Genomic DNA, 13,502 nt, shown 5'->3' on the forward strand with positions numbered 1-13,502 from the left:
AGCCGCCATGTCCGCCACGGAAATCCGCCTTGCCCTCGACGCGATCCCCATGGGGGGCATGGCCGAAGGCGCGGCCGGAGACGCTAAGGCGCTTTTCGTGCGCGACGCTGCGGGCGTGCGGGCCTTTCAGGCCAAGTGCCCGCATCTCGGCGCACCGCTCGCGAAGGGCGAGATCTGCGGCGACCGGATCTACTGCCCCTGGCACAAGGCGGCCTTCGCCCTCTCGAACGGGAGCGTGCTGGAACCCCCGGCCCTCGACGGACTGACCCGCTATCCCGTGCGGATCGAGGGATCCGAGGCGGTGGCGACTCTCTCGCCCGAACCCGCTGAGACGGCCAAGGTCGCAACCTCCGTCAACAGCGTGCTGATCGTCGGGGCTGGTGCGGCGGCGGTTGCCTGCGTCAAGACGCTCCGCCGAGAGGGTTATGCCGGGGCCATCACCCTGATCGGTCGCGAGGCGCACCCGCCCTACGACCGCACCAAACTGTCGAAGCAGTTTCTGGCGAAGCCGACCCCGCCGGAGAAGGTGCTGATCGAACCGGATTTCGAGAGATCCAACGGCGTCGAGCGGATCACCGGTGAGGTCGAGCGGGTCGATCCGGCTCAGCAGCAGGTCACGCTGAAAGGGGGCCGGACCCTCACCGCCGATGCCGTCCTCGTCGCGACCGGCAGCCGGGCGTCGATGCCTGATTTCCCCGGTAAGGAGCTGAAGGGCGTGCACACCCTCCGCAGCCTCGACGACGCAGTGCGCGTGAGCGAGGCCGCTGGCGAGGCCAAGCATGTCGTCGTGATCGGCGCGGGCTTCATCGGCATGGAGGCCGCCGCCTTCCTGACGAAGCGAGGCCTGTCCGTGACCGTGCTGGCGCGGGAGGAGGTGCCCTTCGCCAAGCGCTTCGGCGAGGCGGTGGGCGCAGCCTTGAAGCAGTATCACGCGGGCAACGGCGTCGCGTTCGCGCAGGGCTCCGTCGCCCGGATCGCGGGCGGGTCCCATGTCGAGGCGATCGAAACCAAAGAGGGACAGCGCCTCCCCGCCGATCTCGTCCTCGTCGGTGCGGGTGCGGAGCCCGAGACGGGGATCGTGGCGGGCGTCGAGCCCGACGAGAGCGGCGGCCTGCCCGTGGGCGGCGATCTGCGCCTCGCGGAAGGCGTTTGGATCGCAGGCGACATCGCCGCCTTCCCGGAGCGGGCGAGCGGCGAAACGGCGCGGATCGAGCATTGGCGGCTGGCGCAGCAGCACGGCACGCATGTCGCGCACGCCATCCTGGGCCACAGCGGCGACTTCTCGGGCGCGCCGTTCTTCTGGAGTAACCAGGGGGACAAGCGTCTCGATTACGGCGGCTACGCCAAGGGGTTCGACCGGATCATCATGCAGGGCGATCCGGCCGCGCTCGATTTCATCGCGTTCTACGTGAAGGGTGAGCGCGTGACCGCCGCCTGCAGCATCGGGCGCAACACCGCCTTCACCGCCTTTCTGCACCTCCTCGATCAAGGAAGGCTGCCCCCCGCCGCCGAGATCGAGGCCGGAGCGGACCTCCCCGCACTGGCGAAAAACGCCGCATAACCAAGACGTGGCAGCCCCTGCTGCGTCAGCGAGACGCGGAACCGGGATCCGGAAATGGTGCTTCTCTGCACTCGCGCCGTTCCGGCGCCGGGGAAGCGCCATGAATACCATCATCGTCGTCGCGCTGATCTGCGGCGCGTCGGTCCAGGGGCCGGATTGCTCGCGCTAGACCGCCCTCGACGTCATCACCGCTCCGGCCCACACCCTTCAGGAATGTCTGATGCAGGGGCCGGTTCTGGCCGCGAATGCCGGATTTCGCGGTGAGGACGGCGCCTATGTGAAGACCCGCTGCGAGCGAAAGAAGTGAACCCGCCTTGAACTTTGGTTCAAGCGTGGAGCAATCGAATCTATTTCGACGTACGCCGCGGAGCGGTTAGAAGGGCGTCATAACAAACGCCAGACGCGAGAGAATGCCATGTCCGCATCCCCCGCCATCCAGACCGAGCCTTTCGACACGGTCGCCACGACGAAGGCCGCCGGCCAAGCCGCCAAGCGGCTGAGCGACGAGGCCATTCGCCGGATCCGCGCCCGCGTCATCGGCGCTGACGGCAAGATCGACGCCGCCAAGCTCGAAGCGCAGCAACATGCCGCCCACGGTATCGCGTGGCTCGCTACCTATGCCGAAGCCGTGCGCGAACTCGGCGACTACGCCGAGCGCCTGACCGAGTCCGGCCAGTTCGGGGAGACCGAGGATCTGCTCGTGCGCATCGGCGCGGGCGAGTACCTCGACCAGATGTTCTCCGCCATCCCGATGAGCCAGGGCGAGATGGTTCGGCCGACCGGCTCGCTGGGCATGACCGCGAAGGAGGTTGCCGAATTCCGCACCGAGGCGGTCGAGACCTTGATCGCCGAAGGCAACACGCCCGAGAACCGGGCTGCCCTCGTGACCCATATGCGTGACGGCAGCGGCGGTGCCACCGTCGGCGCGTCCGGCCTCGATGAGGACATGGAGGCGATCCGCTCTGAGATGCGACGCTTCGGCAAGGCCGAGGTCGCCGATCACGCTCACGAGTGGCACCTGCATAACGCCTACATCCCGATGGAGGTCATCGCGAAGATGGCCGAACTCGGCGTGTTCGGCCTGACGATCCCCGAGGAATACGGCGGCATGGGCATGCCGAAGGCCGCCATGTGCGTGGTCTCGGAGGAATTGTCCCGCGCCTATATCGGCGTCGGCTCGCTCGGCACGCGCTCCGAGATCGCGGCCGAGCTGATCCTGTGCGGCGGCACCGAGGAGCAGAAGCACCGCTTCCTGCCCAAGATCGCCAGCGGCGACATCCTGCCGACCGCCGTGTTCACCGAGCCGAACACGGGCTCCGACCTCGCCTCGCTGCGCACCCGCGCGGTGAAGGAGGGCGACACGTGGAAGATCACCGGTAACAAGACCTGGATCACCCACCCCGTCCGCGCCGACATCATGACCGTGCTGGTGCGCACCAAGCCGGAGGAGAAGGGCCATAAGGGCCTCTCGCTTCTCATCGCCGAGAAGCCGCGCGGCACCGACGAGGATCCCTTCCCCGTCGAGGGCCTGTCCGGTGGCGAGATCGAGGTGCTCGGCTATCGCGGCATGAAGGAATACGAGCTCGCCTTCGAGAACTTCTCTGTTCCGGCGGCGAACCTGCTCGGCGAGGTCGAGGGCAAGGGTTTCACCCAGCTGATGCAGACCTTCGAGTCGGCCCGCATCCAGACCGCAGCCCGCGCCATCGGTGTCGCCCAGGCGGCCCTCGACGTCGGCCTACGCTACGCCGAAGAGCGCGTTCAGTTCGGCAAGGCGCTGGTGAACTTTCCCCGCGTCTCCGACAAGCTCGCGATGATGGCAGTGGAAATCAACATCGCCCGCCAGCTCACCTACTTCTCCGCCCGCGAGAAGGACGAGGGCAAGCGCTGCGACCTGGAGGCCGGGATGGCCAAGCTGCTCGGCGCCCGCGTCGCCTGGGCGGCGGCGGACAACGCCCTGCAGATCCACGGCGGCAACGGCTTCGCCCTGGAATACCCGGTGAGCCGCATCCTCTGCGACGCGCGCATTCTCTCGATCTTCGAGGGCGCGGCCGAGATCCAGGCCCAGGTCATCGCCCGTCGCCTTCTCGACGTGGCGTAACCGCAAAGCGCCCTTCCCCCGGCGGGAGGGGCGTCCATACCGACGCGGACGAAACAAAGAGGCGATCCGGGCAGCCCCCGGATCGCCTCTTTCGTGTCCGGAAGTCCTCAGGCCGCGATCACTTCGTGATCTTCACCGAGACCGGATCGCTCGACGGGAACGTCTCCTCGAGGGCGTCATCGAGGCGCTCGTTCAACTTCTCCTGCTTGTTGTCCGGATTGTGCTTGTCGCCGGCCTTGGCGCTGTCCTGCTGGAAACCGGCCTTGTCCTGGTTCTTCTGTGCGTCGCCCATCGTTCGGGTCCTCTCGTGGTCGGGGCGCACCGCTGGGTGCGAGTGCCGGACAACGCGAGGCGCTGCCGGTGTTTCCGAAATCTCCCCGACTTTATGAGTCGTCCCACCGCCAGAAGTTGAAGCGCCAAGCCGCCTCTCTGGTGCGTCGCACAATGACAAGGATCAATCGCCGCCCGAATCAGTCACACCACGAGCACCCCATTACTCGCAGGTGAACCAGTCATTCTCTGCGGCCAAGCTCGCAACGCTGCCAGCCGGCGGCGTACAGACGGCCTCCGCCTCAGCTTGAATAGAGAATACTGCTTGGATCTGCTTGAAGCCGTTTCGGGACGAACCCTGCCGTGAAGGCGCGAGGTCTGGGAAGCCGCATGAATTCGACGCCCCGGCCTTGCATGAAATCGGCCCGGGTGGCACAATAATTTTGTTGAATAAGCCGATTGACATTTATTGCACCGCAACATAAATCAGGTGCGTCAACGGCGGAGCCCGAAGGCTCCCGCCTGATGTCATTCTGGCTGGAGACTGCCATGCAGACCCCGAACTTCGAGATCCCGAACGAAATGCGCGATTTCGCTGAGAAGAGCGTTGATCAGGCCCGCACCGCCGTCGGCACCATGATGGCCAACGCCATCAAGGCCAGCGAGCAGATGCAGACGGCCGGCCAGACCTTCCAGTCGACCTACACCGCGGCGATCTCGAAGGGTTTCGATCACGCCCAGAACAACGCGAACGCCGCGTTCGACTACGCCCAGAAGCTGGTCCGCACCCGCGACCTGCGTGAGGCTTTCGAGCTGCAGTCCGAGTTCGTCCGCAGCCAGTTCGCCGCGCTCCAGTCGCAGGCGAAGGATTTCGGCTCGCTGGCGCAGAACGTCGCCCGCTAATCCGGCCGATCCCGGTGCGCCGCTGCTGGGCGGCGCATCCCCTTGCCGTCCGGCTGTCCCGACCGGGAGCCGGACCTGGCGGGCGCGCTGACGCGCAATGTCGTTGAGCGAGCCTGCGACGAGGAGCTCCCGCGATGTCCAAGCCGCGTCGACCGAAATATCAGAGGCAAGTGGCCAAGCCCGTGACGGCGCAGGAAGCGCCTCCGGTCTCTGCGTCACCCGAAACACCCACCGCTGAGCCGCCCCTCGTCGAGCAAGTCCTCGCCGAAGCCGACGAGCCCGCACCGACGTTCGAGCAGACCCCGGAGCCTGCCCTCCAAGAGGCCGGTCTTCTGGAAGCCGCGTATGACGAGGTCGCTTCCGACGAGGCTTCCCCGACCGTGGAGAGCCGCCCCGCTCCGGTCGCGGACATCGTGCCGCCGATGCATGTCCCTGCCGTCTCTTTCGCGGCGACATCGCCCCGCGTTCTGGGCGCCGAGTCCATCGGCACCACGGTGATGAACTACTTCATCGGCGAGGGAGAGGCGTTCGCCGCCCATATGCGGGCGCTCGCCGGTGCGCGGACCATGGCCGATTATGTCCGCATCCAGATCGGCGAATTCCAGCGTGCGGCGGATTCGACGCTGACCTGCTGGGGCCTGCTCACCATGTCGGCGAGCCGGACCTTCTCCGCGCGCTGATGCGGATCCGGACCGGGTGACGCAACTTTGAGTTGCGCACACCTGTCGCATCGCCGCAACGGTTCCAGGGCGATCGAACCTGTAGTGGAAAGCTTCGGTTAACCATCCCGCTCCTATTGCCTATCGAGGCGCATGGGAAACGACATGGTCCGATGCTTGGCCGCATTCAGCTGATCCGTTCTGTCCTTTTCGGGCTTGCCGCCACCCTGGCCCTTGCCCTGCCGCTCCGCGCGCAGGACAGCGAGCGCGGCTCGGCGGTGGCGATCGCGGCGGACCTGTCGAGCCAGGGCGCCCAGAGCAAGCTGACGCTGACCCTGTCGAAGGCCGTGGAGGCCCGCGCCTTCATCATGGAACGGCCCGACCGTGTCGTGATCGACCTTCCCGAGGTCAACTTCCAACTGGATTCCGACAGCGGCCGACGCCGTGACGGCGTGGTGCAATCCTTCCGCTACGGATTGTTCGCGCCGGGCCGCTCGCGCATCGTCATCGATCTCGCCTCGCCCGCGACCGTGGGCCGGATCGACACCGTGACCCGCCCCCGCGACGGGGCCGTGCTGATGACGATCCCGCTTCAGCGGGTCGACCGGGACAGCTTCCGGAAAGCGGCGGCCTCGTCCGATCCCCGGCCCGCACCGGCGCAGGTGGCCAAGACCGCGAACACCGATCCACGCCCGCTCATCGTCATCGATGCCGGGCATGGCGGCACCGATCCCGGCGCCATCGCCAGCACGGGCGTGTTCGAGAAGGACATCGTGTTCGGCTTCGCGCAGGATCTCGCGGAGAAACTCAACGCCGCCGGGCGCTACCGGGTGCAGATGACCCGAGACCGGGATGTGTTCGTGCCCCTGAACGAGCGGGTGCGCATCGCCCGCGAGGCGAAGGCCGACCTGTTCATCTCGATCCACGCAGATTCGATCTCTTCGGCACCGCAGGTGCGCGGGGCGACGATCTACACCGGCTCCGAGAAGGCGACCGACGCCGAATCAGCCAAGCTCGCCGAACGCGAGAACAGGGCCGATGCCGCCGCCGGAGCCGAGGCGGCGGAGGCGACACCCGACATCGCCGACATTCTTCAGGAACTGACGTTACGCGAAACGCGCGGCTTCTCGTCGAGCTTCGCACGCAACCTCATGGGGCAGCTCGCCCCCGTGATGGAGATGAGCACCAAGCCCCACCGCGAGGCACGTTTCGTGGTGCTGCGCTCCCCCGACGTGCCGAGTGTGCTGGTGGAACTCGGCTACCTGTCGAGCAAGCGTGACCTCGAGAAATTGCAGGACCCCGATTGGCGCGCCGGGGTGACGGGTTCGATGGCCAAGGCGATCGAGCAATTCTTTGCAACCCGCACGAGCATCGGCAAGCCGGGCTCGGGGACGCGCCGCTCGGCGGCCATCGCCCCAGTTTCACCATAGATCCGGTGTGGATACGGGGCGTTCGGACGCCCCGGCACGTGTGGTTGCAAAGTGGCTCCCCGTGGGGCTCCTGAGGGCAGCGTCCGGGAGCCGATTGCGCCGCGATTCGGTGCGGCTCCGGGCTGGCGGCGAGCGGAAAACCGGATGCGTCTGATCCTTCGTTTCTTCGGGATTCTGTTCAGTGCCGGCGCGGTGCTGTTTTGCGTCGGCGCCGTCGTCGCGGGCTATTTCTACTGGAAGTACAGCCAGGATCTTCCGGACCACGCCGCGCTCGCCAATTACGAGCCGCCGGTGATGACCCGCGTCCACGCGGCAGATGGATCCCTGCTCGCCGAATATGCCCGTGAGCGGCGCCTCTACCTGCCGATCCAGGCCATGCCGAAGATCGTCGTGGCGGCCTTCCTCTCGGCCGAGGACAAGAACTTCTACAAGCATGGCGGCATCGATCCCGAGGGCATCGTGCGCGCCGCCCTGACCAACGCCAAGAGCGGCAAGCGCCAGGGCGCTTCGACCATCACGCAGCAGGTGGCCAAGAACTTCCTGCTCTCCTCCGAGCAGACCTTCGACCGCAAGATTCGCGAAGCGCTGGTCGCGCTGCGCATCGAGGCGGCCTACTCGAAGGATAAGATCCTCGAGCTCTATCTGAACGAGATCTTTCTCGGCACCATCGTTCCGGGCCGCAACCTGCATGGCGTGGCCGCCGCCGCGCTCGATTATTTCGGCAAGTCCGTCCACGAGTTGACGATCAACGAGGCGGCCTATCTCGCGGCGCTGCCGAAGGGCCCGAACAACTACCACCCCTACCGCAAGACCCAGGCGGCGCTGGACCGGCGCAACGAAATCATCCGCCTGATGCGGGAGAACGGCTACATCACCCGTGAGGAAGAGGAGAACGCCAAGAAGCAGCCGCTCGGCGTGAACCCCCGCGTGGCCTTCCCGAACGGCACCATCGCCAACTACTTCACCGAGGAAGTCCGCCGCGAGATCTCCGAGCGGTACGGCGAGAAGAAGCTCTACGAGGGCGGCCTCTCCGTGCGCACCACCCTCGATCCGAAGATGCAGGCCTGGGCGCGCAAGGCGCTGGTGGACGGCCTCGTGCGCTACGATCAGGCGCGCGGCTGGCACGGGCCGGTCAGCCATGTCGACCTTGCCGGGCGTGATTGGGGGCAGGCCGCCTCCGAAGTTCCTGCCCTCGGCGATGTGGCGCCCTGGCGGCTCGCGGTGGTGCTCGGCAACACGGCGGGTGGCATCCAGGTCGGGCTTCAGCCCCGCCGCGAAGCCTCCGGCCAGTTCTCCAAGGACCGCGATACCGGCGTGATCCCGCCGGAGGGCATGCGCTGGGCCGGGCGGCCGAACCTCAAGCAGGGCGACATGATCTATGTCGAGGCCATGGAGGGCACGCGCGGCCAGTTCCGCCTGCGCCAGCGGCCCGAGGTGTCCGGCGCCATCGTCGCCATGGATCCTAATACCGGCCGCGTCCACGCGATGGTCGGTGGCTTCTCATACGACGAATCCGAGTTCAACCGCGCCACCCAGGCGATGCGCCAGCCCGGCTCCTCGTTCAAGCCGATCGTCTATTCGGCGGCCTTGGACAATGGCTACACCCCGTCCTCGATCGTCCTCGATACGCCGATCACCATCGAGGCCGGTCCCGGCCAGGAGGCGTGGACGCCCTCGAACTACGACGGCAAGTCCGGTGGCCCGCATACCCTGCGCTACGGGATCGAGCACTCGAAGAACCTGATGACGGTGCGGCTGGCCAAGGATGTCGGCATGCCGCTCATCGCCGAGTATGCCCGCCGTTTCGGCGTCTACGACGACCTGTTGCCGGTGCTGCCGATGTCGCTGGGCGCGGGTGAGACCACGGTCATGCGCATGACCACGGCCTACTCGATGCTCGCCAATGGCGGACGCCGCATCCGCCCGACCCTGATCGACCGCATCCAGGACCGGATCGGTGAGACGATCTACCGGCACGACAACCGCAAGTGCATTGGCTGCGACGCGGAGAAGTGGTCGGGCCAGGACGAGCCGAAGCTGGTCGACGATTCCGAGCAGGTGCTCGACCCGCTGACCGCCTACCAGATGGTCTCGATCATGGAAGGCGTCGTCCAGCGCGGCACCGCCACGATCCTGAAGCAGCTCAACAAGCCGCTGGCCGGCAAGACCGGCACGACCAACGACGCGAAGGATGCGTGGTTCGTCGGCTTCTCCCCCGATCTCGCGGTGGGCATCTATGTCGGCTACGACAAGCCGCGCTCGCTGGGTGACCGGGCAACCGGCGGCGGCCTCGCCGCGCCCATCGCCCTCGACTTCCTGCGCCAGGCGCTGAAGGACAAGCCGCCGACGCCGTTCCGTGTGCCGGCGGGGATCAAGCTGATCCGCGTGAACCTCGCCTCCGGCACCCGCGCCGGGTCGGGCGAAGGCGCGGGCACGATCCTGGAAGCCTTCAAGCCGGGCACCGCCCCGCCGGATGCCTATGTCGCCCCGGCCACTCCCGCCGCTGCGCCGCAGCCCGGCGCGGACAGCGCCGCCCAGGCCGGAGGCTTGTACTGACGGATCGACGGGTCGGCGGTCCGCATCGCCGACCCGGTCAGGCCTTTCCGAGCACCGTGAGCCAGAACAGAGCCGAGAGCGGCGCCATCAGAGTCGACACCAGCACCGAGGCCGCGATCATGCCCGTCTCGGTCTTATAGCGTGAGGCCAGCAGGTAGGCGTTGATGCCGACGGGCATGGCCGCGAACAGGGTCGCCACACCCGCATAGGCCGCAGGCATCGAGAAGACGTGGAAGGCGAGAAGCCATACCGCGAGGGGATGCAGCATGTTCTTCAGAAGCGCGATGACCATCGCCCCCTTCAGGTCGAACAGCACCCGGTAGCGCTTCAATCCTGCGCCCAGAGCGACAAGGGCACAGGTCGAGGCCGTGCCCGCGAAGGCATCGATCAACGCCTTCGGGATGCCGGACGGAGTGATCCCCGCCCCTTTCAGCACCATGCCGATGATGAGCGCTATGAAGATCGGGTTCTTCAGAAGAACCAGGGCAAGGCCGCGCAGCCGCGCGAGGATCGGCTTGTCGGAATCGGACTCGATGAGGAACGTCGCGCTGCCCATCATCAGCGGGAGGTGGACCGCCAGCAGCATGAACAGGGGAAAGGCGCCCTCGTCGCCATAGGCCTGCAAGATCATCGGCACACCGACGAACACGGTGTTCGACTGGCTCGCCGCGAAGCCATGCAGGATCGCCCCCCGCCGCTCGACGCCGACCCGGCGCTTGGCGATCAGCGTCCCCGTCAGCCACGATACGGCGGCGCCGCCGAAATACGAGATCCAGTAAGACCATGCGATCTCGCCGCTCATGCCCGGCCGGGTCAGAGTCGCGAGGATGAGGGCGGGCACCGCCACCGCGAAGACATATTCCGAAAGTCCGTCGCTCACCTTCTCGGAGAGGAGACCCGCCAGAGCGGCGCCCCAGCCGATCAGGACGATCCCGAAGATCGGGGCGATGATGAAGAGGGCGTTCACGGATCCGGCGATCTTGCACGTGGTTCGGCAACGAGCTTTGCCGGCGCATAGCACGGACAGACGTGGCGCGGACGCACGAAGACGCCGGAATGACTTGGAACGACGGTCGGACGAGATATTGACCGGCCTCGGGGACCAGCCTCATATTTGCGGAGCGGGTCGGGGCGGCTTTCGCCACCCCGACCCTTCTTGGTGTCGTTATCCAAGTTTAAAGCGGAGGATCAGGTGCAAGCTGGTCCTCCGCACTCGTTTAACGACCACAAGAACGCTGATCCGTGGCAGAAACCACATGTCGGCGTCTCCGTATGATCGAGCGATGCCGTCGCCTGCAGGCACCCGGCGGCTCACCGGGCACGGGGTCTGGCCACCCTGGCGTTTCCGCTCGATCACGCCACCGCTTTCGCATCGGACAGTCATTCGCTCAAGATCACGAAGTCTATGAGCGTCGTCCTACGTGATCTTTCAAATCAATCTTGTATTAGCGCGCATAATTCCACGTAGAAGTTGCGCAGCCATCCGAGCTTCCAGAGCTGTCTTCGATCAAGGTGGCTCACGTACCTCCGTCTTTGAGAGCGTTGGCGAAGCCATCCAAGGCAGCGGACGCTTCAGAACGTTGCGCCTCCCTGGATGACTTCGCTGCGCTCGCAAAGACGGCCGGGACTCCATCGGCGGGGGCAGCTCAACTCGGTCGGTTACGGATCTAGTTCTTTTCGAGAACCTTTATCGGGTCCGTGCGCTGGCTCGGGCTCGGCTCCTTGGTGAGACTCTGTGACTTTTCCTGCTGAACGCGCGCAGCCTTCGGCGTGCCCTCTCCACCGACGGCGGTATCACCCGGGTTCTGGTTCGGAACGACGCCGGTGGCGAGTTCGAGGCAGGTGATCATCTCGACATAGGACGGGTAGCCACCGGCCTTGAACTGCGCCTCGCACTGCTTCTTGGCCGCGGGCGTGAACTTGTTCCAATTCTCCTCGGCCTGACGCTTGGCGTCCTTCTCGGAGCGAAGGCAGCCGTCATAGCTCGCCCGGTCGTTCACGCTCGACCCGGCGAGCTGGGCTGACCGGCAGGTCTTTTCTACGTCGAGCACGGGCACGGTGTCGGCCAGAGCGGTACCGGCGCCGAGGGTGATCAGAAGCGCGGAGGCGGGCAGAAGCGGTCTCATGGGAACTCTCGCGGATGCCGGAGGCATGGCCCCGGACGGGATTGTGCGCGACAACGCGCCAGCCCCGCTTTCGGCACCAGCGAGAGTTCCGCTGCCCTACTTCGCGTGCGCGGCCGTCAAGGCGGCGTCGAGATCGCGGTAGAGATCGTCCGTCGACTCGATGCCGGTGGATAGACGCAGCAGGTCGGGCGGGCATGGGCTGTCCGGCCCCTCCACCGAGGCACGGTGCTCGATCAGGCTCTCGACTCCACCGAGGGAGGTCGCCCGCTTCCACAACCTGACCCGTGCGGCGGTGGCGATGGCCGCTGCCTCACCACCCGCGACGCGCAACGAGAGCATGAAGCCGAACCCGTCCCGCATCTGGCGGGTGGCGACAGCGTGGCCGGGATCGCCGGGCAGGCCTGGATAGAGCACTTGGACGATATGTGGATGCCCGTCGAAGCGTTCGGCGAGACGTTGCGCCCCGGCTGATTGCGCCGCCGCGCGCAGATGGAACGTGCGGAGGGAGCGCAGCAGCAGATAGGCCTCGAACGGCCCGAGGATGCCGCCGCTTCCCGCACGGATACCGCCGATCCGCTCCCAGAATGCATCGGCCTTGGCTGTGGCGAGAGCGCCCGCCACCACGTCGGAATGGCCGTTCAGGATTTTGGTCGCCGAATGCATGACGATGTCGGCGCCGAGCTCCAGGGGCCGCGTATGGAAGGGCGAGGCGGCGGTGGAATCGACCGCGAGCCGCGCGCCGGCGGCATGGACGATCTCCGCCGCGGCGGCGATGTCCGTCACGGTCCACAGCGGATTGCCGGGCGTCTCGATCCAGACGAGCTTCGTCGCCCCGGGGCGGATCGCGGCCTTCAGGGCCGCGAGATCGTCGGTGCCGACGAAATCGACCGTCACGCCGCGCCTCGGCAGTTCGGCACGCAGCCAGCGCTTGAGCGCCCAATACATGACTGTCCCGGCCACGACGTGATCGCCGGGTTCGAGGGCGCCGAACACAGCGGTCGCAGCCGCCATGCCGGATCCGAACAGCATCGCCCCGGCCTGGGCACCTTCCAGCATCGCCAGCACGGCCTCCGCCTCGCGAACGGTGGCGTTGTCGGGGCGGGCGTAGGAATAGCCGGAGCTGTAGCCGTTGTCCGGATCGCGAATGAAGGTCGTCGCGACGTGGAGGGGCATCACCACGCCGCGCGTGGTGGGATCGATATGACCGAGGGCCTGCGCGGCGAGGCTCGCGCGCGAGAAATCCACCGGAGACGTCTCGTCCGGCATGCCATCGGTCCCATCTGGTGCGTTAGTGCCTGACATTCATCCGTCCCTCGCCGAACCGCGCCTGCGCTGACACGGTGGCGGGATGGCCGCAACCCATTGACCCAACGAGCCGCCATGCCAGCCGCCACTCATGTCCCCGAAGGCCCGGCTCTGAGGCCCTGGCTGCGTCTCGCCTGCGCCATCCTGCCCGTCGCCGCGACGGCGATGATCGGCTCGCTCTCGACCCAAGCCGAGATCGACGGATGGTATGCCGGGCTCAACAAGCCCTGGTTCAACCCGCCGAACTGGGTGTTCCCCGTCGCCTGGACGCTGCTCTATGCGATGATCGCCGTGTCGCTGTGGCGGTTGCTCGGTGCGCGCCCCGTGACGGGGCCGAGCCGCGAGGGCTGGCGGCTCGCCCTCGGCGCCTTTCTCGTCCAACTGGCGCTGAATGCCGCCTGGACACCGGTCTTCTTCAGCGCCCACGCCATCGGCCTCGGGCTGGTCGTGGTTGCTGCACTGCTGGTGATGGTGCTGTGGACCATCCGCCTGACATGGCGGTTCGACCGGGCCGCCGCGTGGCTGCTCGTGCCCTATGCGGCCTGGGTCGCCTTCGCGACCATCCTCAACGCGGCGGTATTACGCTTGAACTAG

At 66.8% G+C, this 13,502-nt stretch carries 11 protein-coding genes and 1 pseudogene; 8 read left to right on the forward strand and 4 right to left on the reverse strand.

Features of this window, described 5'->3' with window-relative positions; translation table 11 throughout:
* The first annotated feature begins 7 nt into the window (after nucleotides 1-7).
* From J4O73_RS00830 to J4O73_RS00840, 3 genes and pseudogenes are all read left to right on the forward strand, one after another.
* Nucleotides 8-1,561: an FAD-dependent oxidoreductase gene (locus J4O73_RS00830; protein WP_426214028.1), complete on the forward strand. Its 1,554-nt coding sequence runs from the start codon at nucleotides 8-10 to the stop codon at nucleotides 1,559-1,561.
* A gap of 100 nt (nucleotides 1,562-1,661) precedes the next feature.
* Nucleotides 1,662-1,868, forward strand: a pseudogene (locus J4O73_RS00835) (hypothetical protein).
* Between the two features lie 108 nt (nucleotides 1,869-1,976).
* Nucleotides 1,977-3,659, forward strand: a complete 1,683-nt coding sequence (locus J4O73_RS00840) for an acyl-CoA dehydrogenase family protein (protein WP_426214029.1) — start codon at nucleotides 1,977-1,979, stop codon at nucleotides 3,657-3,659.
* Nucleotides 3,660-3,777: 118 nt separating this feature from the next.
* Here J4O73_RS00840 and J4O73_RS00845 read toward each other — a convergent pair whose 3' ends face one another.
* Nucleotides 3,778-3,951 (reverse strand): hypothetical protein, encoded by a 174-nt coding sequence (locus J4O73_RS00845; RefSeq protein ID WP_426214030.1) that lies wholly within the window; start codon nucleotides 3,949-3,951, stop codon nucleotides 3,778-3,780.
* Between the two features lie 527 nt (nucleotides 3,952-4,478).
* Between J4O73_RS00845 and J4O73_RS00850 the strand changes: the two genes are divergently transcribed.
* The 4 genes from J4O73_RS00850 (at nucleotide 4,479) to J4O73_RS00865 (ending at nucleotide 9,477) form a co-directional block, all read left to right on the forward strand.
* Nucleotides 4,479-4,832 (forward strand): phasin, encoded by a 354-nt coding sequence (locus tag J4O73_RS00850; protein WP_426214031.1) that lies wholly within the window; start codon nucleotides 4,479-4,481, stop codon nucleotides 4,830-4,832.
* 134 nt (nucleotides 4,833-4,966) lie between these two features.
* Nucleotides 4,967-5,512 carry a hypothetical protein gene (locus J4O73_RS00855; RefSeq protein WP_426214032.1) on the forward strand — a complete coding sequence of 182 codons (546 nt, stop codon included), beginning with the start codon at nucleotides 4,967-4,969 and terminating at the stop codon, nucleotides 5,510-5,512.
* A 152-nt stretch (nucleotides 5,513-5,664) separates the two neighbouring features.
* A complete protein-coding gene (locus J4O73_RS00860) occupies nucleotides 5,665-6,921 on the forward strand; it encodes an N-acetylmuramoyl-L-alanine amidase (RefSeq protein WP_426214033.1) in 1,257 nt (418 codons plus the stop codon).
* Nucleotides 6,922-7,065: 144 nt separating this feature from the next.
* Nucleotides 7,066-9,477, forward strand: a complete 2,412-nt coding sequence (locus tag J4O73_RS00865) for a penicillin-binding protein 1A (RefSeq protein WP_426214034.1) — start codon at nucleotides 7,066-7,068, stop codon at nucleotides 9,475-9,477.
* A 37-nt stretch (nucleotides 9,478-9,514) separates the two neighbouring features.
* On the opposite strand, the gene J4O73_RS00870 is transcribed toward J4O73_RS00865, so the two are convergent.
* From J4O73_RS00870 to J4O73_RS00880, 3 genes are all read right to left on the reverse strand, one after another.
* Nucleotides 9,515-10,444 (reverse strand): AEC family transporter, encoded by a 930-nt coding sequence (locus J4O73_RS00870; RefSeq protein ID WP_426214035.1) that lies wholly within the window; start codon nucleotides 10,442-10,444, stop codon nucleotides 9,515-9,517.
* Between the two features lie 700 nt (nucleotides 10,445-11,144).
* Entirely contained in the window at nucleotides 11,145-11,603 is a 459-nt protein-coding gene (locus tag J4O73_RS00875) for a hypothetical protein (protein WP_426214036.1), read from the reverse strand.
* A 96-nt stretch (nucleotides 11,604-11,699) separates the two neighbouring features.
* A complete protein-coding gene (locus J4O73_RS00880; protein ID WP_426214037.1) occupies nucleotides 11,700-12,905 on the reverse strand; it encodes a trans-sulfuration enzyme family protein in 1,206 nt (401 codons plus the stop codon).
* Between the two features lie 78 nt (nucleotides 12,906-12,983).
* On the opposite strand from J4O73_RS00880, the gene J4O73_RS00885 reads away from it, so the two are divergent.
* Entirely contained in the window at nucleotides 12,984-13,502 is a 519-nt protein-coding gene (locus J4O73_RS00885; protein ID WP_378969146.1) for a TspO/MBR family protein, read from the forward strand.

Origin of the sequence: Methylobacterium sp. NFXW15 (assembly GCF_049887755.1) — a bacterium.
Lineage (GTDB): Bacteria > Pseudomonadota > Alphaproteobacteria > Rhizobiales > Beijerinckiaceae > Methylobacterium.

What these genes read in the sequence shown, in the direction of transcription:
- J4O73_RS00830 (WP_426214028.1), top strand. Translation starts at nt 8, where the DNA reads ATGTCCGCCACGGAAATCCGCCTTGCCCTCGACGCGATCCCCATGGGG.
- J4O73_RS00840 (WP_426214029.1), top strand. Translation starts at nt 1,977, where the DNA reads ATGTCCGCATCCCCCGCCATCCAGACCGAGCCTTTCGACACGGTCGCC.
- J4O73_RS00845 (WP_426214030.1), bottom strand. Translation starts at nt 3,951, where the DNA reads ATGGGCGACGCACAGAAGAACCAGGACAAGGCCGGTTTCCAGCAGGAC.
- J4O73_RS00850 (WP_426214031.1), top strand. Translation starts at nt 4,479, where the DNA reads ATGCAGACCCCGAACTTCGAGATCCCGAACGAAATGCGCGATTTCGCT.
- J4O73_RS00855 (WP_426214032.1), top strand. Translation starts at nt 4,967, where the DNA reads ATGTCCAAGCCGCGTCGACCGAAATATCAGAGGCAAGTGGCCAAGCCC.
- J4O73_RS00860 (WP_426214033.1), top strand. Translation starts at nt 5,665, where the DNA reads ATGCTTGGCCGCATTCAGCTGATCCGTTCTGTCCTTTTCGGGCTTGCC.
- J4O73_RS00865 (WP_426214034.1), top strand. Translation starts at nt 7,066, where the DNA reads ATGCGTCTGATCCTTCGTTTCTTCGGGATTCTGTTCAGTGCCGGCGCG.
- J4O73_RS00875 (WP_426214036.1), bottom strand. Translation starts at nt 11,603, where the DNA reads ATGAGACCGCTTCTGCCCGCCTCCGCGCTTCTGATCACCCTCGGCGCC.
- J4O73_RS00880 (WP_426214037.1), bottom strand. Translation starts at nt 12,905, where the DNA reads ATGTCAGGCACTAACGCACCAGATGGGACCGATGGCATGCCGGACGAG.
- J4O73_RS00885 (WP_378969146.1), top strand. Translation starts at nt 12,984, where the DNA reads ATGCCAGCCGCCACTCATGTCCCCGAAGGCCCGGCTCTGAGGCCCTGG.